The organism is Photobacterium sp. S4TG1 (genome assembly GCF_036040035.1).
Taxonomy (GTDB): Bacteria; Pseudomonadota; Gammaproteobacteria; order Enterobacterales; family Vibrionaceae; genus Photobacterium.
On the sequence record NZ_JAYXUH010000001.1, the window covers coordinates 214,519 to 235,107 of the forward strand.

Annotated in this window: 20 protein-coding genes; 11 read left to right on the top strand and 9 right to left on the bottom strand. The window is 38.9% G+C overall.

The features are described from left to right. Positions 1 to 109: 109 nt before the first annotated feature. Together elyC and VXS03_RS01095 are read left to right on the top strand one after the other, a co-directional pair. Positions 110 to 916, top strand: a complete 807-nt coding sequence (gene elyC / locus VXS03_RS01090; RefSeq protein ID WP_327761492.1) for an envelope biogenesis factor ElyC — start codon at positions 110 to 112, stop codon at positions 914 to 916. Between the two features lie 202 nt (positions 917 to 1,118). After that, complete coding sequence (locus VXS03_RS01095) at positions 1,119 to 1,355, top strand: RNA recognition motif domain-containing protein (protein ID WP_327761493.1); 237 nt, start codon at positions 1,119 to 1,121, stop codon at positions 1,353 to 1,355. A gap of 90 nt (positions 1,356 to 1,445) precedes the next feature. Here the strand turns inward: VXS03_RS01095 and kdsB are convergent, their stop codons facing one another. From kdsB to VXS03_RS01120, 5 genes are all read right to left on the bottom strand, one after another. Further along, the gene (gene kdsB / locus VXS03_RS01100; RefSeq protein ID WP_327761494.1) at positions 1,446 to 2,192 is read right to left on the bottom strand and encodes a 3-deoxy-manno-octulosonate cytidylyltransferase; all 747 of its coding nucleotides are present in this window, start codon (positions 2,190 to 2,192) and stop codon (positions 1,446 to 1,448) included. After that, positions 2,192 to 2,371, bottom strand: coding sequence for a Trm112 family protein (locus VXS03_RS01105; RefSeq protein WP_045035565.1), 180 nt, complete (start codon positions 2,369 to 2,371; stop codon positions 2,192 to 2,194). The genes kdsB and VXS03_RS01105 overlap by 1 nt, the downstream gene beginning before the upstream one ends. After that, entirely contained in the window at positions 2,352 to 3,386 is a 1,035-nt protein-coding gene (lpxK, locus tag VXS03_RS01110; protein WP_327761495.1) for a tetraacyldisaccharide 4'-kinase, read from the bottom strand. The genes VXS03_RS01105 and lpxK overlap by 20 nt, the downstream gene beginning before the upstream one ends. A gap of 2 nt (positions 3,387 to 3,388) precedes the next feature. Next, positions 3,389 to 5,146 carry a lipid A ABC transporter ATP-binding protein/permease MsbA gene (gene msbA, locus VXS03_RS01115; RefSeq protein ID WP_327761496.1) on the bottom strand — a complete coding sequence of 586 codons (1,758 nt, stop codon included), beginning with the start codon at positions 5,144 to 5,146 and terminating at the stop codon, positions 3,389 to 3,391. A 140-nt stretch (positions 5,147 to 5,286) separates the two neighbouring features. After that, on the bottom strand, positions 5,287 to 7,590 hold the full coding sequence (locus VXS03_RS01120) for a DNA internalization-related competence protein ComEC/Rec2 (RefSeq protein ID WP_327761497.1): 2,304 nt from the start codon (positions 7,588 to 7,590) through the stop codon (positions 5,287 to 5,289). Between the two features lie 29 nt (positions 7,591 to 7,619). On the opposite strand from VXS03_RS01120, the gene VXS03_RS01125 reads away from it, so the two are divergent. From VXS03_RS01125 to VXS03_RS01140, 4 genes are all read left to right on the top strand, one after another. Beyond that, entirely contained in the window at positions 7,620 to 8,144 is a 525-nt protein-coding gene (locus tag VXS03_RS01125; protein ID WP_327761499.1) for a DUF2062 domain-containing protein, read from the top strand. A 300-nt stretch (positions 8,145 to 8,444) separates the two neighbouring features. Next, positions 8,445 to 9,002, top strand: a complete 558-nt coding sequence (locus VXS03_RS01130; protein WP_327761500.1) for an HdeD family acid-resistance protein — start codon at positions 8,445 to 8,447, stop codon at positions 9,000 to 9,002. Between the two features lie 185 nt (positions 9,003 to 9,187). Beyond that, entirely contained in the window at positions 9,188 to 9,610 is a 423-nt protein-coding gene (locus VXS03_RS01135; RefSeq protein ID WP_327761501.1) for a hypothetical protein, read from the top strand. Continuing rightward, positions 9,603 to 10,268, top strand: a complete 666-nt coding sequence (locus VXS03_RS01140; RefSeq protein ID WP_327761502.1) for a DedA family protein — start codon at positions 9,603 to 9,605, stop codon at positions 10,266 to 10,268. The genes VXS03_RS01135 and VXS03_RS01140 overlap by 8 nt, the downstream gene beginning before the upstream one ends. A 103-nt stretch (positions 10,269 to 10,371) precedes the next feature. Here the strand turns inward: VXS03_RS01140 and VXS03_RS01145 are convergent, their stop codons facing one another. From VXS03_RS01145 to lolC, 4 genes are all read right to left on the bottom strand, one after another. Beyond that, a complete protein-coding gene (locus VXS03_RS01145; protein WP_080156674.1) occupies positions 10,372 to 10,923 on the bottom strand; it encodes an outer membrane beta-barrel protein in 552 nt (183 codons plus the stop codon). Between the two features lie 620 nt (positions 10,924 to 11,543). Continuing rightward, positions 11,544 to 12,791 (bottom strand): lipoprotein-releasing ABC transporter permease subunit LolE, encoded by a 1,248-nt coding sequence (gene lolE / locus VXS03_RS01150; protein WP_327761505.1) that lies wholly within the window; start codon positions 12,789 to 12,791, stop codon positions 11,544 to 11,546. After that, positions 12,791 to 13,480: a lipoprotein-releasing ABC transporter ATP-binding protein LolD gene (lolD, locus tag VXS03_RS01155; RefSeq protein WP_327761507.1), complete on the bottom strand. Its 690-nt coding sequence runs from the start codon at positions 13,478 to 13,480 to the stop codon at positions 12,791 to 12,793. The genes lolE and lolD overlap by 1 nt, the downstream gene beginning before the upstream one ends. Further along, entirely contained in the window at positions 13,473 to 14,681 is a 1,209-nt protein-coding gene (lolC, locus tag VXS03_RS01160) for a lipoprotein-releasing ABC transporter permease subunit LolC (protein ID WP_327761508.1), read from the bottom strand. The genes lolD and lolC overlap by 8 nt, the downstream gene beginning before the upstream one ends. Positions 14,682 to 14,921: 240 nt before the next feature. Between lolC and VXS03_RS01165 the strand changes: the two genes are divergently transcribed. From VXS03_RS01165 to VXS03_RS01185, 5 genes are all read left to right on the top strand, one after another. After that, positions 14,922 to 15,506 (top strand): PilZ domain-containing protein, encoded by a 585-nt coding sequence (locus VXS03_RS01165; RefSeq protein WP_327761510.1) that lies wholly within the window; start codon positions 14,922 to 14,924, stop codon positions 15,504 to 15,506. After that, on the top strand, positions 15,496 to 18,957 hold the full coding sequence (mfd, locus tag VXS03_RS01170) for a transcription-repair coupling factor (protein WP_327761512.1): 3,462 nt from the start codon (positions 15,496 to 15,498) through the stop codon (positions 18,955 to 18,957). Before VXS03_RS01165 ends, mfd begins: the two co-directional genes overlap by 11 nt. An 86-nt stretch (positions 18,958 to 19,043) precedes the next feature. After that, positions 19,044 to 19,595: a GNAT family N-acetyltransferase gene (locus VXS03_RS01175; RefSeq protein WP_327761513.1), complete on the top strand. Its 552-nt coding sequence runs from the start codon at positions 19,044 to 19,046 to the stop codon at positions 19,593 to 19,595. A 100-nt stretch (positions 19,596 to 19,695) separates the two neighbouring features. Further along, positions 19,696 to 19,944 carry a YecH family metal-binding protein gene (locus VXS03_RS01180; RefSeq protein WP_327761515.1) on the top strand — a complete coding sequence of 83 codons (249 nt, stop codon included), beginning with the start codon at positions 19,696 to 19,698 and terminating at the stop codon, positions 19,942 to 19,944. A gap of 97 nt (positions 19,945 to 20,041) precedes the next feature. Beyond that, positions 20,042 to 20,515, top strand: coding sequence for an FKBP-type peptidyl-prolyl cis-trans isomerase (locus VXS03_RS01185; RefSeq protein ID WP_327761516.1), 474 nt, complete (start codon positions 20,042 to 20,044; stop codon positions 20,513 to 20,515). Positions 20,516 to 20,589: the final 74 nt, after the last annotated feature.

Here is a 20,589-nt window from a genome sequence, read left to right on the forward strand (position 1 = left end):
CGTTATGATAGCGACTCTAGAATATGGCTTATTTTCTCACAAGCAGTAAAGGAATAAAGGCTTGTGATCGATTTTAGGGCTCAACTGCTGAAATTTCGGACGACATATTATGTTTATACTTAAAAAAATCATATCTGCGCTACTGATGCCGTTACCCTTTCTACTATTGGTGGGCGTTATAGGTTTATGCGTGTTGTGGTTCACACGTCGAAAAAAATTAGCCTCTGTCTTGATGAGTATTTCTTTAATTGGCATTTTCTTATGTTCATTCCAGCCACTTACAGCAGCATTATTACGGCCACTAGAACAAGAAAACGCCGCTTTTGTCAGTACCACTAAACCAATTAGTTATGTCATGGTCTTAGGCAGTAGCCAAGTTATCGATAAAACATTTCCTATTACCTCAGAATTATCACCAACAGCAATTACACGCTTAGTTGAAGGGATCCGTATTTTCCGTTTGTATCCTGGCGCAAAACTCATTTTATCCGGCTATGGTGGTCTTAATTCTCATGGTATTAGTCATGCTCGTTTAATGGCACATTTAGCTATCGCATTGGGGGTTAATAAACGGGATATTCTGTTATTTGAATCAACAAAAGATACCAAAGAAGAAGCATTCCAAGCCGCAGATGTCGTTAAAGATAAAAATATGATTTTGGTAACATCAGCCAGCCAAATGTCACGTGCGCTTTATTATTTCCATCAAGCAGGATTAGACCCGATTCCAGCACCGACAAACTTTAGGGCCAGTAATAAAATGCGTGATTGGGTTCCTGACTCAAGATTCCTTACTCAGATGGAAATTGTTGAACATGAGCGTTTAGGGCAATTATGGCAACGCATCACCAGCAAACTATTAAACCCACAAATTGAACATCAGCAAGCAGAAAAAGTAAAACCAGAGACATTATAAGCTTTCCAATGTCATGTTTTTGTTAGCCAGTTGCGATATTATTCGCTCTGGCTTTTTTTAATTTATATCGCCATTTGCATAATTATTAAAACCACACTCTTTTAACATTTATTTTTATCGTATTATTTCACTTTAATCTCAACATGCTTTACTGTATTTCATGATAAAATAAAGACTTACTACTTAAGAAAGAATTTAATTCATGAAACTTTTAATCCGTAACCTTTCTCGCAGCACAACTGAAGTTCAAATTCATAAAATGTTTGAAGAATTTGGTAAAATTAGTGCTTGTAATCTTGTATTAGACGACAAAACAGGTAAATCAAAAGGGTTTGCATTTGTTGAAATGGCTGATGATGAGCAAGCAATTCGCGCAATGAAAGCTCTTCATGAAATGATGGTTGATAAAAGCCGTATCCGTGTAAAAATTGCTGAATAATTACAGCCGTTAATTTACTCATAAAAAAAACCGAGTACGTAATACTCGGTTTTTTATTATTGCGATAACGAATATAGACTCACTGTTTTATTAGCTAACTAACTGCCGTACTTTTTCCAAATCATCTAAGGTATCAACCCCTGCTGGTGGCGCATCAATGGCAACATCAACATGAATTTTTTCACCATACCAAAGCACACGAAGTTGTTCTAGTGATTCAATTTGCTCTAACGGACTTGGCTGCCAATTAATATAAGTATTAATAAACCCTGCACGGTAAGCATAAATTCCAATATGGCGCAGTAAATTATGGTGCACAATACGTGGTTGCTGAGCAAAGTTATCACGATCCCAAGGAATGGCTGCACGGCTAAAATACAATGCGTAGCCGTCTTTATCAGTAACCACTTTTACAGCATTAGGATTGAAAATTTCATCATGATGATCAATTTCTACCGCTAATGTTGCCATCGGTGCATTAAAATGCGCAATATTATCGGCAACTTGACGAATAATTGTATCAGGGATTAGCGGCTCATCACCTTGAACATTAACCACAATATGATCATCAGCAAGTTGATATTTCTCAACCACTTCAGCTAGGCGCTCAGTACCTGATTGATGATCAGCGCGAGTTAAGCACACCTCACCACCAAAGCCTTGTACCACATCGACAATACGCTGGTCATCAGTCGCAACAATAACTTGATCCGCACCAGATTTACATGCTTGTTCGTAAACCCATTGCACCATTGGTTTACCTGCAATATCAGCTAACGGTTTACCAGGTAAACGGGTTGACTGATAACGAGCAGGAATAATAACAGTAAAGGCCATTACTTAACCTCATCAGAACTTAATGTACGCGCTTCTGAATCAAGTAGAACTGGAATACCGTCATCGATAGGATAAGCAAGACGATCAAACTTACACACTAATTCATTCTTTTCTTTATCGAAATTTAATTTGCCTTTACATACAGGACAAGCAACAATTTCAAGCAGACGGTGATCCATACTTTTCCTTAACCTCTATAATCCGTTTAATAATAACTGATGCTTGTGGCTCAGAGATAACTGCGTCAACTGGCAGATACCACCAATTATCCTCAGCAAATGAGTAACATTTTACCGCATCTTTTTCTGTCATTACTAAATGCTGCCCTTGCTGGGCTAACTCTAACAATGTTTGATGAGTAAAGGGTTGATGATCAGCAAAGGGCTGGCATACAACAGGCTTTACTCCTAACGTATTCAATGTCGCAAAAAAACGCGGTGGATGCCCGATACCAGCCATTGCAACCACGGATGTTAAAGACGTTACAGCACAACGAGCACCAGTTTTAATATTAATTAACTCTGACGGTGCTAAATGCATCGCTGCTTCGTTAGTATGTGCTTTACCGCCATTACAAATCAAAAAATCAACTTGATTTAAACGCTGGCACGATTCTCGTAATGGGCCTAGTGGCAATAAGTGTTGATTACCAAATCGACGTTGACCATCAATGACAACCAACTCTATATCACGTGCAAGAGCATAATGTTGTAATCCATCATCAGTAATAATGATATCAACATCATGCTCTAATAGTAACTTTACCGCATCACTTCGAGCAGGAGCAACGGCAACGGGGACACCAGTACGACGCCGAATTAATACCGGCTCATCCCCTGCTATATCGGTATTGGTATCACTCTCGACAAAATACGGATAATGCGGGGCTTTACCACCATAACCACGTGAAACAACACCAGGTTTTAGTCCTTGAGCCAAAAGTTGCTCAACCAACCATACCACGACCGGTGTTTTACCATTACCACCGGCGGTGATATTACCAACAATAACTACAGGTACTGGCGCTCGATATGCTGTTTTTTTACCACTGGCATATTGCTGTCGTTTACGGCGACTTATTACACCAAATAACGTACTAAGCGGCCACAATAATGGCCATAGCAGCCAGTAAACAACCCGTACTTTTCCACTAAGTACAGGTTGATACCAGATAGCTTCAATCAATGAGGCCACTATTAATCACCAAATTGAATACGATGAAGTTGCGCATAAGCACCATTATGGCTGATTAACTCACCATGGGTGCCACGTTCAATAATTTCACCATCATCAACCACTAGAATCTGATCGGCATTTTCAATCGTTGATAAACGGTGAGCGATCACTAATACAGTACGATCTTTTTGTAGTTCATCTAAAGCACGTTGAATTGCACGCTCAGACTCAGTATCTAACGCTGAAGTCGCTTCATCGAGCACTAACACAGGCGCGTTACGTAATAATGCACGAGCAATAGCCAGACGTTGACGTTGACCACCTGACAAGCTCACACCATTTTCGCCAATAACCGTATCTAATCCATGCTCCATGTCTTTAATAAAGTCCATCGCATAAGCTAACTCTGCGACACGTTCAATATCAGCACGAGTAAACATATCGCCACTTGCATAAGCGATATTATTCGCAATCGTATCATTGAACAGATGTACATTTTGTGAGACGACCGCAACCTGAGATCGAAGATTTGATAAGGTATAATCTTGAATATCTACATTATCTAAATGCAGATCACCTGAATCGATATCGTAAAAACGCGTCAATAAATTAGCAATGGTACTTTTACCAGAACCTGAACGGCCCACGAGTGCTACGGTTTTACCCGCTGGAAGTTCAAAACTGACATTACGCAATGCAGGTGTATCTTTAGTTGGATAAGTAAAGGTCACATCTTTTACAGATACGTCACCTTTAACACGCTCAACTTCATGCTTACCATTATCTTTTTCAGTTTCTAAATCCATCAAATCAAACAGTGTATGGCACGCCGCCATACCACGTTGAAATTGAGAAGTTACACTGGTCAAAGATTTAAGTGGGCGCATTAAACCAAACATAGCACCAAATACGACGGCAAATGTACCTGGTGTTAATGAATCGCGTAATGATGGTGTGTTAGCTAGAATTAACACCACAACTAATGCTGAGGAAGCAATAAGCTGGATAATCGGGTTTGCTATCGCCTGTGCAGAAACCAATTTCATGGTTTGGCGACGCATTAAATTACTCACTTCATCAAACCGTTGCTTCTCAACACCTTGACCGCCGTAACTTAATACGACTTTATGGCCTTTTAGCATTTGTTCGGCAGAAGATGTCACTGAGCCCATCGCATCTTGCATACTACGTGATATTTTGCGGAATCGTTTTGAAACAACACTAATGCTAATAGCAACAACAGGGGCGATAACAATCAAAATAGCTGATAACTGCCAACTATTCCAAAACATCAAGACCATTAAGCCAATGATCGATGCCCCTTCACGAACAATGCTCACCAAAGCACTACTGGTCGCAGAAGCAACTTGTTCAGAGTCATAAGTAATGCGTGATAATAATGCACCAGAAGCTTCTTTATCAAAAAATGCCACCGGCATTTTCATAAAGTGCTGAAATAGTTGCCGACGAAGATTCATTACGACATTGCCTGACACCCACGATAAACAGTAGGTTGATACAAAGCCACTCGCGCCACGCATGATCATTAAGCCAACAAGATAGATAGGCATCATGGCAAGAAAACCTGAGTCCATGCTATCAAACCCACCAAAACTTTTATCAAGTAACGGTTTAATCATCGACAGCATCAAGGTATCACCAGCCGCATTTATGATCAGCGCAATAACAGCGACAATAATGCCAGCTTTGTAGATCTTGATATAAGGCCACAGTCTTTTATAAGTATCTTTGGTTGATTTTTCTGTTAATTGCGTCATGAATGCCAATTTTGATAAAATACAATCTCTCTATTCTACCCTTAACATTGCTATCAACCAAATTTGTCCACAATCCTTTTTTCTTAAACCACGTTTTATGCTCATAAAAACAACATCAATAATCATCAATCAAGCGTTTTTCATTTTAAGGCTAGCCACTGGGGGCGATACCATGCCTGAGAATAATGATAACGTTGTTGTTTTATTTGATAGTTATTCTGATGAATGGTGACCGTGACTTGGCCACTGTCTTGGGTACTGATCCAATCAATATTATTAGCTTGGTAACGCCGCTTAACCGCAGCAGATGGTAAGCCCCATGGATTAAAATACCCAATCGATACAATCGCAACCGAAGGTTGAATATTATCCAGTAACGTTTGTGTTGATGAGGTATTACTACCATGATGTGGCACAACAATAATATCTGCTTGTTCTGTCTGTGTTTGCGTCAGCATCACTAACTCAGATTTGGCGTCTATATCCCCCGTTAATAATACCCGCGGCCCCTTACCCCCTAATGCTTGAACATGAATAACACAAGAATCAGAGTTTGCCGCTCGAGTCGCTGTCGTAGGTGGCCATTTAACTGTGAATTCAAGACCCTGCCATTGCCACTTTTGTCCCATCACACAAGCTGAAAAGCCCTTACGTTGATCACTACTGTATTTTGTTACAGGCTGATAACGCTGGATTAGATAGTCACTACCACCCGCATGATCGTTATCCGCATGACTTAAAACGAGCCCATCAATGCCTGCAATCCCTTTATGCGCTAATATTGGCTCAATAACTGACTGGGCAATACTTTTTTCATCCCATGCATTCCCCGTGTCATAAATAAAGACCCGTTGTTGTTTCTCAATCAAAATAGCTAATCCATGTCCTACATCCAATACTGTGACCGTCCATGGCAATGAAGCCTGATTATCTAACTGTTTTTTCCACCACCCACAGAACACAATAAAAATAATGCTGATGTACAACCATCGAAAATGCATTAAAGGTAGCAAAGGCCATATAACAGTGATTACCGCAACAGCTATCAATAATGGCGTTACTGAGGCAGGTAACATCATCCATGCGCCATGACTCCACGTAGCAATATGTAATACAGGGACTAATGAAATATCAGCTAATAGCCAACATAATGATGATAACGCTGGCCACCATACCGTAATTACACCAACCAAAACTAACGGCACAGTTATTACGCTGAGCCAAGGCACCGCAAATAAATTGGTTAATGGTGCGGCCAGAGAAACACCACCAAACCACCACCACTGTATGGGCAACATTAATAGCAATAGATACCCTTGCACTTTGCACAACTGCTTTAAACGCTGATACCAACGGTGCTGCCAAGATAAATCAGCTAAAGCAGGTGAATTACCAATAATGACCATAACCAAAAAGATAATAACCGCGCTAAATGACAACCAGAATCCAGCGCTATAACTGATCAATGGATCCCATAACAAACACAAACTTAATGTCGCTAACAAAATTTGCCAAGGTCGCCAATTGATTGCCGTAAGTCGTAATACACCGACGATTAAACACATTAATAATGCGCGAATGGTGGGTAAACTAAAGCCGGCAAGCCATGCATATCCAAAAGCAAATAGCAATCCACAAAACAATGGCAACCATAACCAATAGACGGTTTGCGGAAGGCATAGACGTAATAAATAACCAAACCACCACCCAATCAGCATCGCCAAGCCAATATGTAACCCTGAAATTGCTAATAAATGTGCAAGTCCACTGTCGCGTAAATCTATCCAGTCCTGCGCTTCAAGCCCTTCTCTTAATCCAAAGGTTAAGGCCGTTAAATAACTTTGATAGCGGGTATTTTTTAGTAATGGAGTGACGTTATCTAACCATTGCTGACGAAAAGATGATGAAGATGATAATCGTACTGGTATCGTATTTCCCACAGTAACAACTGCACGCCCATGAATACTGCGGCTTAATGCGTATTGTTCACGATCAAAGCCCGCTTGGTTAACGCGCCCAACTATACGATTTAATCTGACAGGTAAACGCCATATCTGCCCTTGCTTTAATCTAGGTGCATCTTTCCAAAACACCATAAATCGTAATGGAAAGACAAAATCAACATTTTCAGAATGTAAATTCAGTACTTGAACCTCAAAATACTCAGAGGGTATATTTTCATTAAAAAGCGTACTCATGCTTACATCTATGGTAATATTAGTACTGTTTATTGGAATGTTATCAATATTGTTAATATATTGATTAGCATCAAAAACAGCCCAGAAGATAGCAAGTGAAAAGCAAATAAAAATAGCACTTCGATACACAATAAATACCATAATACCGATGGCTATTATTAATAGTAAAAACCAATACGGCGGCAAGGTGTTAAATAAATGTAACGAAAGATAACCGCTTATACTTGCTATGAATATTTGAACCATATGGCCTTAGCCAGTTAAAAAAAATTATTATGCCAAGACATTTCATTAAAAAATTTCTGCCTAGCCATGAAGTCATAAAACGCCAAAAAGCGTTAAAGATTTTTGGAAATTTACTTTATAACCCAAATCTATGGTGCCTAAACCGCCGTTCAGCATCTGGCGCATTTGCTGTTGGCCTATTCATGGCGTTTGTCCCACTTCCAAGTCAAATGTTGATGGCAGCAGGTCTGGCTATTATGTTTGGTGTTAATTTACCTTTATCCGTTGCACTAGTCTGGGTCAGTAATCCAGTAACCATGCCTGTCCTCTTTTATGGCGCTTACAAACTAGGAGCTTGGGTACTGCACAGTCCTGATGTTGGGTTTCATTTTGAACTAACATGGGATTTTCTATTAAATCAAATGAGCCAAATTGGTCCCCCATTCCTATTAGGCTGCTTTATCTGTAGTGTATTAAGTGCATCTATTGGCTATTTTGGTATTCGTTGGTTATGGCGCTATTCCGTCGTTCGTAGTTGGAACCGCCGAAAGTTTCGTATTTCCAAAACACGTTAACAGTTACTTTGTTATAACAATAAAACTCCATCCTTATGGGGTTTTATTGCCTGCACCTATTTTTTTGAGAAATAGCCTCCACTCTTTTTCTTTTTCGCGGTCAGTTTTTCACTATTATTCGATCTAGGCCGCAATTATTTTCCTATAATCACATCAAAAACTTATATTGCTAATTAGTTGCATTTAATGCCTAGTAATTATTATTGTTCAGTCTACTATTTAAAAATAGAATACAACCTTAAATAGCAGTAAGTTATTGTCAGCTAATAAGCATAAATATTTTGATTAAAGGGAAATAAAATGGAAAATCCAGTAAAAAATTTACTCACAAAAGGTTGGAAGTGGTTTGTTATCGTTGGTGTTATTGTTGCCTTAGCCGGCATTTTTGCAATTAGCTTACCTGTCGTCGCAGGCATGACAATAACAACTATTATTGGCGTGATCTTCTTAGTCATTGGTTTAGTACAGGTTTACCACACATTTAGTATTCCACAATGGAAAACTAAAATTTGGTATGTCATCAGTGCGCTATTTTACCTCCTTGGCGGCCTATTCATTTTAGGACAACCATTTATTGGCTTAGTTACTATTACCGTACTAATGATTGCCACTATGGTATTTAACGGTATTACACGAATGATGTTTGGCTTTAGTAGCCGAGAGCACCTTGCTGGTTGGCGTTGGATTGTCTTCAGTGGTTTATTATCAACTATCATCGGCATTTACTTCTTTAACTTAATGCACAACCCACAATTCTCAATGTCACTATTAGGTATTTTTGTTGGTGTTTCTTTAATATTTGAAGGTATCAGCTTTATTTTCATTGGTTCACAAATGAAAAAAGCGCTCACAAAATAAATATAATCAATAAAAAATAATGTTTAAAGCTTCAGCTAATCACTGAAGCTTTTTCTTTATGACTCAGACAGCACCCCACAAAAAATATGACCTACCATTATTTCATTACAATTTATTATAAAAACATTGCCTTTGGTTATCATTTTGAGTAAAAGTGTGTTTTTGATACTTGAGCATTATTGTTGATGAGTTACTTTACTCTCTTTAGCTTGCTACTAAATACATTGCTCGTAAGCACAACAAATTCGACAGAGCCAACAGTATGGTCTCAATATGCTTTATATCCAGCAGCAGTCTTTAATGTTATAAGTCATCAAGAAAACTGGCGCAATAATGCCATTATTTTATCGAATAATAGTCATAAAACACGACAGTTATCAAAAACAGAAAAAAAGAATTTTGTTCCTGCGCTGCATTATGACAACAATATCGTTCGACAGCCGTATCAAATAATAAGTCATTGTTCTAAACAACAACGGTATCCACATCTTGTTCTTGCTAATTTTCAATACCGTTTTACTCACAGTCGTAGGCAGTTAATGTTATTCAATTACCGCGACATTTACTTTAATTATGACTCTGACTACAAGGACTACATAGATGCTTGATTCATTTGTATCTATTTTTTCAGCGCTATGGCAACAAGATTTTGCAGCATTACAAAACCCTGAAAGCATTGTAATGATCTATTTTTGTGTCACCTTTGTTATTTGGCTAGAAAGCGCATTTTTACCCGCAGCACCACTCCCTTGTGACAGCATTGTTATTTTGGCTGGTACTCTAGGGGCAATGGGGATCATTGATTTTAAATTGATTGTATTTTTATTAATTATGGCAGCTGCTATTGGTAGTTGGCTCGCTTATTTACAAGGTCGCTGGCTTGATCATTTACCAAAAGTAAAACGCTGGGTTGATATGGTTCCGCCTCATCGAATGGAAACAGTTGATAAATTACTCATTCGGCATGGGGTTGTGGCCTTATTTACAGCACGATTTATTCCTGTAGTACGCCCACTATTACCATTGGTGATGGGATTTAGAATTAAGAACCAAAGCCACTTCTTCCGCTTTGCCTGGTTAAGTGCAACAGCTTGGATATTATTACTGACTGGCTTGGGGTATTTATTAACACTCTTGCCTGAAAATATAGCTCGAGTAACAACCATGATCTTAATGGTAGCGCCATTTATTACCTTAGGCATTGCCATCATTAGTCTATTGAGTAGCTGGCTTATTAAGCGTATTAAGAATAATAATATCGCTTAACCTCTGTTTACAACATCACGTTACAGAACCAGTTTACAAATCAATAGCTATAAAAAACCCGCTTAATCAGCGGGTTTTTTATCATCAATAAACGGGCTTAAACTTAGAAGTAGAAGCGAGTACCGAATACGATGTTAGTTAGGCTATCTTTCGCTTTACCACTTGAGAACTCAATATCGTCAGTTGCGATGTTGTAGTTAGCTTCTGCAGTTAGAGCAACGTTAGGGTTGATGAAGTATTTAACACCAGCCGCTAATTTAAGGTTTAATGCCCAAGAGTCACCATCTTTACCAACATTGGTATCAGTGCCAGTCTTGTCATTGTAGTTTAGACCTGCAAGTTCAGTTGCTGCACCAACGTAAGGAACCCAGTTAGTAGAGTTAACGAAGTTATATTCTGTAAACACACCAATCTTACCACTGAATGCATCGTTTTCATCTTTAGCTGCGATAGTTGCAGTACCACCAACTTCCCAGTTATCTTTTACGAATGTACCGTAAGAACCGTTTAGGTTTAGATCCCAACCGCTACCTAGTTTAGCATTACCTTGAATACCAAGCTCTTGTGTACCAGCTGGTAATTGAACAGCAGCTTGTGCAGCTACAGGAGCCATTACGGCAAAAGCGACTAATAAGCCTAGTGCATTCTTTTTCATTTTAAATTCCTAATTGTTTTATTTATTAACAAAGCGCTGTCTATTTATAGAATGACAGTCATACCGATTATAGAATAACCATCATATCGATGCAGAATAAATCCTGTCTAATAACGACCGCAGCACATTCGTTTTTTTAAGTAGCGCCAAATTATCATGTAAAAATGACTGTGTTAAATTAAACAATATAAATTCACAAAAAAATGAACAGTGTTCGTTATTTATCTACTATATAAATAATCATCAGAAAACTAAGATAAACCTCAACCAGCATCAGCACTGATGTGCGTTGTTATTTTTATAAAACCACATTATTAAATGATAAAATAAAAAAACAGAAAATAAAAAAAAACCAACATCAAAGTCTTTTTACATTCACATTTGAGTGTAATAAATAACCATTTCGCACAAAATTAACTCACAACTAATACTTTTTTAACTTATTTTTATATTAATTTATCATCAGCAATTGAACTTATTCGATATAAGCAATCAAAAAAACCAATACAGTGCCAATTAGTCTCTATTTACTTACCTTCAACTAATGAATACAAAAAAGCAGAGTCATAGACTCCGCTTTTCAATTCATATCAAATAGAACAAATTCTTGTCGTTATTACTTAGCACTTAGCACTTAATACTCGTGCTGGCTGTAATCGACTCGCTCGCGTCGCCGGATACCACGTGGCAATCAAACTTAATATAATCGCAGTAGTCGTAACAATCGCTACATCTTGCCAAGCTAATTGTGTTGGTAAGAAGTCCACAAAATAGATATCACCAGACAAGAACCGATGACCAATAATTTTCTCTATGACACGAACGATATGAGTTAGATTAATAGCAATTAATGAGCCAAATAACGAACCAATAATACTGCCTAGTACTCCTGATAATACGCCATGCCAGACAAAGATAGATTTAATCAACCGATCACTCGCCCCCATGGTACGTAATATTGCTATATCTGCAGCACGATCTTTCACCGCCATCATCAATGTTGAAACGATATTAAAACAAGCAACACCAATAACAAGTACCATAACCAAATACATGATGGTACGAACCATCTGAATATCTCTATACAAATAGCCGTATTTTTGTGTCCAGCTTTTAAGATAAACATAAACAGGTAATGTATCACCAACCTCTTTAACAATTTGCTGGGCGTTAAGCACATTATCAACATTCATTTCGATACCCGAGACACCATCTCCCATATCTAAATATTGCTGAGCATCTTGCAATGGCACAATGGCAAGGCTGTGATCAATTTGTCCACCTAATGCAAGTACACCAACGACCTGTAATCGAATACGCTTAGGTGCACGTAGTTTCATTTGCGGGTCAGTATTTGGAATCATTGCCGTGATCCAGTCGCCAACCTTCAATTGCAGTTTCGTTGCAACACCTTGACCTAAAATAACTTCGCGTTTACCTGCTGTAAATCGTGACCATGCATTATCTTTAACATAACGCGGTAACTCACTGACTTTAAGTTGCTCCTTCGGATCTACGCCACGGACAGCAACCGCTTTAAGTTTTGAGCCCCTTTCTAGTAATGCAGTAAATTCTACATAAGGTGCCGCGGCGGTAATATTAGGATGTTGCTCAACTTTCTTAAGTAATGGTTTCCAATTATTCAATGGTGGTTGTACCGCTTGTAATTCACCTTGAGGAATAACGGAAAGCACACGTGTTTGTAGTTCACGTTCAAAACCATTCATGGCAGATAAGCCAATAATGATCACCGCAACACCCACGGCAATACCTAGCATTGAAGATAATGAGATAAACGACACCATTCGATTTCGTTTTTTAGAACGATTAAAACGACTGCCAATATAGAGAGATAACGGACGAAACATTACTTCTCCTTAACCTCAGCTAAAATGCCATCTTGCATATGCATACAGCGATCGAGTTTTGATGCTAATTGCGTATCGTGAGTCACGACTAAAAAAGCAGTACCCGATTCTGCATTTAGCTTACGCATCAAATCATAAATATCTAACGCGGTTTGATGATCTAAGTTACCTGTTGGCTCATCAGCTAATACAATTGCAGGATTGTTCACCAATGCTCGAGCAATGGCAACACGTTGACGTTCACCGCCACTTAGTTCTGATGGACGATGCTCAAAACGATGCTTTAATCCCACCATCTCAAGCATATCTTGCGCTCGAGTACGCGCTTCACTGATCGCCACACCACCGATTAATAGCGGCATTGCAACATTTTCAGTGGCTGTAAAATCAGCTAACAAATGATGAAACTGATACACAAAACCAATATCCTGATTACGAATTTTTGCCTGTTTATTTGAGCTTAATGTATCTAAACGCTGCCCTTTAAAAAACACTTCACCATCAGTCGGCTCATCTAACGCACCAAGAATATGTAGTAAAGTACTTTTCCCTGATCCTGAAGAACCAACAATAGCTACCAATTCATGATCTGAAATATCAATACTGACTTGCTTTAATACTTCCGTTTGCAACTCGCCTTCTTGATATGTTTTACATAATTGATGACAAGATAATAATGCGTTATTCATAACGAAGAGCCTCAGCAGGACGGACAGCTGCCGCACGGTAAGATGGAAAAATAGTCGCTAATAAACTCAAAAGAATAGCGCCAACGATAACAGTCAATATTTGCATGGGTTCAAAATCCACCGGAAGAGAGCCCCCTATAACAGCAAGATTTACACCAAAGAATGCCATAATTGGATTTAAGTAATGCGACACAATGACTCCAAATACGCCCCCCAGTAGAGCTCCAATAACACCACTACTTGAGCCCTGCACCATAAATAATGTCAAGACTTGTCGATGAGTCATCCCTTGAGTTTTTAGAATCGCAACTTCGGCTTGTTTTTCCATTACCACCATAATCAGTGCTGAAATAATATTGAATGCAGCAACACCAATAATCAATCCAAGCATCAGTCCCATCATGTTTTTTTCCATTTTAACCGCTTGAAATAACTCACCACGCTGTTCACGCCAATCTGACCACTTCCAATCATTTGGCAATGGTGTTTTAGCTAACGTTGTTACCGCAAACGGATCATTTAGATACAAACGCCACCCAGACATTTGATCCAATTTGTAATGCAATAACCGCCCAGCATCAGAAATATTAGTGAATACTAGCTGTTTATCAACATCAGAACCTGTATCGTAAATACCAGACACAGTGAAATTACGCTGACTTGGTAAGCGTCCTAATGGTGTAAATTGACTGGCACTGGTTACCATTAATCGAATCTTATCCCCTGGCTGAACATCTAATTCAACAGCAAGTGATTGACCAATAATGACATTAAAGCTACCTGGTTGTAGGTCTTTCAGTGATCCAACCATCAAATGATCAGCTATAGGATCATATTGATTAGGTTCAATACCAATCATCATGCCAGCAGCTAATGAATTCGCACTCTGAATAATCGTTTCACCACGCGTTATGGCTGTTACTTTAGTCACATGCGGTAGCTGTTTTAAAACATTAGGCACATGCTCGGAAAGTGGAACTCGACCATCAGCGTTAGTAACAATCGCTTGTGGTAAAACACCTAAAATTCGGTCTTTTAATTGTTGCTCAAAACCATTCATGACGGACATTACTGTAATTAATGCCATCACCCCCACTGTGATGCCCGCGGTTGACATGTAAGAAACAAAGCGACTAAAACGGTCACCCGAACGTCCACGTAAGTAGCGTAAGCCAATAAAAAAAGATACAGGATGAAACATAGGCTTAAAAAACCACTCCTTTATTTGATAGCTCAAGAATACGCGTTAACGGCTCTATTTACCATCTAGCAAGGTAAATGTAATGTAAAAACAGAGAGTAAAGCCAACCTCTTTACTGAGATCGCTTGCTCGTAAGTACGCACTAAGTAATAATTAACACAAATGTCACCGGTATTATTCTTAGTTTGATAACCTCAACAGTGACACACTCGATGACAATTAACTGGCAGTGAGTAAGCAATGAGACAAGATGAATATTTTTCAGTTCACTTAGGACTAACAATCAATGTCGAACCATTAGCTGATAGTAAACCTCTCCCTAATGCCGATGCCTTCAATGCAGAAATACCACCGCTGTTTCGTATAGCTCGCGAATGTAACACGCTCGAAGAAAATGCAGAACGTCTATTAACCAACTTTGGTAAAGAAGACAGTAAGGCGCTAATTGATTATCTTAGTGCTCAAAATAGTAAAATAAACCTGCTGTTATCTTACGTGCTATCTCAACAAGATAATGCTAATTATCGTTATATAACCGAAACTTTTGGTGCCAGTAATCTGAGCTTTAATAGCCCACATCCATTTACACTTGGGCAAAATGTCACCGTTAAACTATTTTTAGATCACCCAGCTGCCGCAATTTATTGTTATGCTGAGGTGGTGAATTGCTCCGCTTTAGATGATCGTTTTTTAATTCAGCTACGCTATGTGCGACTGTTAGAAGAAGATCGTGATTTATTAATCCGTGCTGCACTGCATTGCCAACAAAAGCTTTTACGTCAGCGGGCCCAACAACGAAACATGAATAATAACAATGACGAATAAAACATTACTCTCAATCCCCTTACCAAAAAAAACTGGGGATAATCGTTACATCGGTAATTTATCTGGTTCTGCGTTGGCATTGTCATTAGCAGAAATAGCCACTAAACATAATGGTCCTATACTTGCCGTTGTTGCTGATACGCAAACAGCGTTAAAACTACAACCAGAGATCACTCAATTTTGCGATCTTAGCGTTCATGTTTTTCCTGACTGGGAAACATTACCTTACGATAATTTCTCGCCACATCAAGATATTATCTCAGAACGCTTGGCTCGTTTATATAAAATGCCAACACAGAATAATGGCATAATTCTAGTGCCTATCAGCACACTTTTACAGCGGTTAACACCTAAAGAATTTATTCACCAACATGCGTTAATCGTTAAAAAAGACGATCGTATCTCACTTGAAAAACTGCGATTACAACTAGAAGCATCAGGTTATCGTCACGTTGATCAAGTAATGGAGCACGGTGAATATGCTAGCCGTGGTTCATTGGTTGATCTGTTCCCAATGGGCAGTAACGCACCATACCGCATTGATTTCTTTGATGATGAAGTTGACTCTATTCGTCAATTTGATCCTGAAAATCAACGCTCAACAGCTGAAATTAATACCATAGATCTACTACCAGCGCATGAGTTCCCAACCGATGAGCTAGCAATAGAAAACTTCCGTATGCGATGGCGCGAACGTTTTGAAGCGCGTCGAGAGCCTGAATCAATCTATCAACAGGTTAGTAAAAAAATCTGGCCTGCCGGTATTGAATATTGGCAACCGCTGTTCTTTAATCATACCGATACTCTATTTGATTATTTACCAACCAATACATTGCTTGTAACACTTGGTGATTTAGAACCTGCGGTAGAGACTTTCTTACATGATGCTGAGTATCGATATGATCAGCGTCGTGTCGATCCGTTACGACCGTTACTTGCACCTAAAGAATTATGGCTAACTAAAGATGAAATGTTTGCCGGATTTAAGCAACTGCCTCGTGTACGTATACAACGTGAAGTAATTGATACAGACAAAGCAGGTCGCTATAATCCAGCTTTAACCCCCGTCCCAGCTATAACAATTAACCATCAACTCAAAGAACCATTAGCCGAATTACGTCACTTTACTGAGCAATTTAAAGGGAAAATTATTTTCTCTGTGGCTTCAGAAGGTCGCCGTGAAGCATTATTTGATTTGTTAGCTCGAATAAAACTTCGTCCAACTGTTTTTGATAGTCTTGAAACGGCAATGGCTGATAAAAAAGCCAAACATTGTCTTGTTATTGGTGCGGCTGAAAATGGTTTTATTCTAGAAAAACCAGCGGTCGCGTTTATTTGTGAAAGCGATTTACTTGGCGAGCGTATTCAACAGCGCCGTCGTAATGATAAAAAAACCACAGTTAATGCTGATACCATCATTCGTAACCTTGCTGAATTACAGGTAGGACAACCCGTAGTTCATATCGACCATGGTATTGGTCGTTATCAAGGACTTCAAACTCTTGAAGCGGGCGGAATTCAAACCGAGTATGTCACTCTTGAATATCAAGGTGGTGCTAAGCTTTATGTCCCAGTGGCTTCATTACATCTTATTAGCCGTTACTCCGGTGGCGCAGAAGAAACAGCGCCAATTCATAAATTAGGCGGTGAAGCGTGGGTTAAGGCACGGCGAAAAGCGGCAGAAAAAGTGCGTGATGTTGCCGCCGAATTACTTGAAGTTTATGCTATGCGTGAGCTCAAACCAGGGTTTAAATTTAAACTTGATCGTGAAAGTTATGCCGATTTCTGCACCAGTTTCCCTTATGAAGAAACCTATGACCAAGCACTAGCCATTAATGCCGTTCTGTCTGATATGTGTCAGCCAAAAGCTATGGATCGCTTGGTTTGTGGTGATGTTGGTTTTGGTAAAACAGAAGTCGCTATGCGCGCCGCTTTTGTTGCAGTAGATAACAATAAACAAGTAACAATTCTTGTACCAACAACATTATTAGCACAACAACATTTCGAGAATTTTCGAGATCGCTTTGCCAATACGCCTGTTCGCGTAGAAGTATTATCGCGTTTTAAAACCGCTAAAGAGCAAAAGCAAATTCTAGCCGATGTCGAAGAAGGTAAAATCGACATACTGATTGGTACTCATAAACTGCTAAATAGCAGCGTTAATTACCATGATCTCGGATTATTGGTTGTGGATGAAGAACACCGCTTTGGTGTTCGCCAAAAAGAAAAGATCAAAGCTATTCGTGCTGATGTTGATATTTTAACATTAACTGCAACGCCTATTCCTCGAACACTGAATATGGCAATGAGTGGCATGCGAGACTTATCAATTATTGCCACTCCACCGGCACGTCGCTTAGCTATTAAAACGTTTGTACGTCAAAGTGATGAAAATATTATTCGTGAAGCCATCTTGCGTGAGATTAGCCGTGGTGGACAAGTGTATTTCTTACATAATGAAGTCGATAGTATTGAACAAACCACGGAAGATTTAGCCAAATTAATTCCAGAAGCACGAGTAACATTTGCTCACGGCCAAATGCGCGAACGTGAACTGGAAAGAATCATGAGTGATTTTTACCATCAACGCTTTAACGTACTCGTTTGTACCACCATTATTGAAACCGGAATTGATGTGCCAACAGCCAATACTATCATCATGGATCGTGCTGATAATCTTGGTCTTGCTCAATTACACCAATTGCGAGGTCGTGTTGGTCGATCTCACCATCAAGCATACGCATATTTACTGACCCCTCATCCTAAAAGAATGACCAAAGATGCAGCTAAGCGTTTAGAAGCGATTGCCTCACTAGAAGATCTTGGTGCTGGTTTTACCCTTGCCACCCATGATTTAGAAATTCGTGGCGCTGGTGAACTATTAGGTGATGAGCAAAGTGGTCAAATTCAATCTGTTGGTTTTAGCCTGTTTATAGAAATGCTAGAACAAGCAGTAGAGTCATTGCGCGAAGGCAGAGAGCCTACACTCGATGACCTACTCAAACAACAAGCTGAAGTTGAAATGCGTATTCCAGCATTACTACCTGATGAGTATATTCCGGACATTAATACCCGTTTATCACTTTATAAACGTATTGCTAGTGCAAAAGATGATAATGAGCTCAATGAAATTAAAGTAGAGTTAATCGATCGATTTGGCCTTTTACCTGATGCCGCTATCAACCTGATTACCGTTAATAGCCTTAAACTTAAAGCCGCTATCATCGGAGTTAAGAAAGTTGAGAGTAACGAAAAAGGAGGTTACCTTGAATTTAAACAAGATGCCGCCATTAACCCTCACTTTCTGGTTGGTTTACTGCAAACACAACCTCAGAATTTCAGAATGGAAGGACCGACAAAGTTAAAAATTGTCGCGAGTGAAACAGATCGTAAAAAAAGAATTAAATTCATTGAAGAGCTCCTTAACCAGTTCAGAGAAAATATGATTTAACACAACTTGCCCTAGACTCTATGTCTGGGGCTTTTCTTTAATATCTTTAGTACATTACCGCTATTACTTTGTGGACAGAAATAATCATGAAACTTGATTTTGAATTAACGACTCCACGGCTGATCTTACGCCCATTCAAAGTTGCTGATTTAACTGCTTTTGTTGAAGCCGTTAATCAATCAAGAGAATGCCTTCAACCTTGGCTAGAGTGGTGTGATGCCGATTTTGATCAACAGCAAGCTTATGAATGGATCGAAGCCAGCCGTTTAAGTTGGCAACATGATTACAGCTATGAATTGGCTATTTTTGATCGATTTAATGATGAGTTTGTGGGAACTGTTTCTCTTAGCGCTATTATACCGTTATTTAATTCAGCGAATCTCGGCTATTGGATAAGCCATAACTATCATCGTCAAGGGCTAGCTACTGAAGCGAATATCGCAATTATTCAATTTGCTTTTCAAATGCTAGGTCTAACACGACTAGAAATCATTACCCATATTAATAATTATGCTAGCCAAAAAACCGCCATTGCGTGCAATGCCGTTTTTGAATGTGAAGCAAGAAATCGAATTTTTTACCGAAACCTACCTATAAATGGTTACGTATACTCACTCGTACCACAAGATTTATATTAGGCTGTGTTAATTGTATTGATATTGGTATACATCAATCTTTAACTCCCCTATTTAAGATAGTATTGCAGGCTCTTTGATTTAATAAAAATAGTTACTCATTATGAATACAACAGCAAGTCGCCATGGTCACGATGTAATTAATCTGATAGCAGATGCAACAACACCTTTCACTATCAAAACATTACACGCGTATGTTGAACAACATTGGGGAACTAACCTTCACTTTCATACCTGTAAATTAAATAATCTATCATTAGATGCGTTGATTACTTTTCTTTTATCTCGTAATAAAATCATACTTGAAGGTGAAAATTTGCACACAAACAGAGATAAAATCTGTCACCATTAATAAATAATATCTCTGATTTAAAAGGCAGATAATTTTGCGAGTTTGCTGTTGCGAGTAATGGTAAGATAAATCAATTTTATTAAGTAAGGACACACTCGTGCCAAAAATTATTATCGCAGTCGTTATCGCTGCATTAGTTGCATTTTTTCTTTATCGCTCTTACAGCAACAAACAGGCTGCGCAAGAAAACATTAAAATCGGGCAAGAGTTTCTTGCAGCAAACAAACTAAAAGAAGGCGTACAAACAACGGCATCTGGTTTGCAATATTTGGTCCTACAACAAGGCACAGGGACTGAACACCCAAAACCAACGGATACAGTAACCGTGCATTATCACGGTACATTAATTAATGGCACTGTATTTGATAGCTCAGTTGATCGTGGCGAAAAGATCTCATTCCCATTAAACCGAGTAATTAAAGGATGGACGGAAGGCTTGCAACATATGGTTGTAGGTGAAAAAGTACGTTTCTTTATTCCCGCAAACCTTGCTTACGGTAATAATGGTGCAGGCAGTATTCCACCCGGTTCAGTACTGATCTTTGATGTTGAGTTATTTAAAATCAACTAAAATAGACATCAATAAAAACGCCAGTAAGATGCTCAATTAACAAGCGTCATACTGGCGTTTTTTATTGTTCTAGT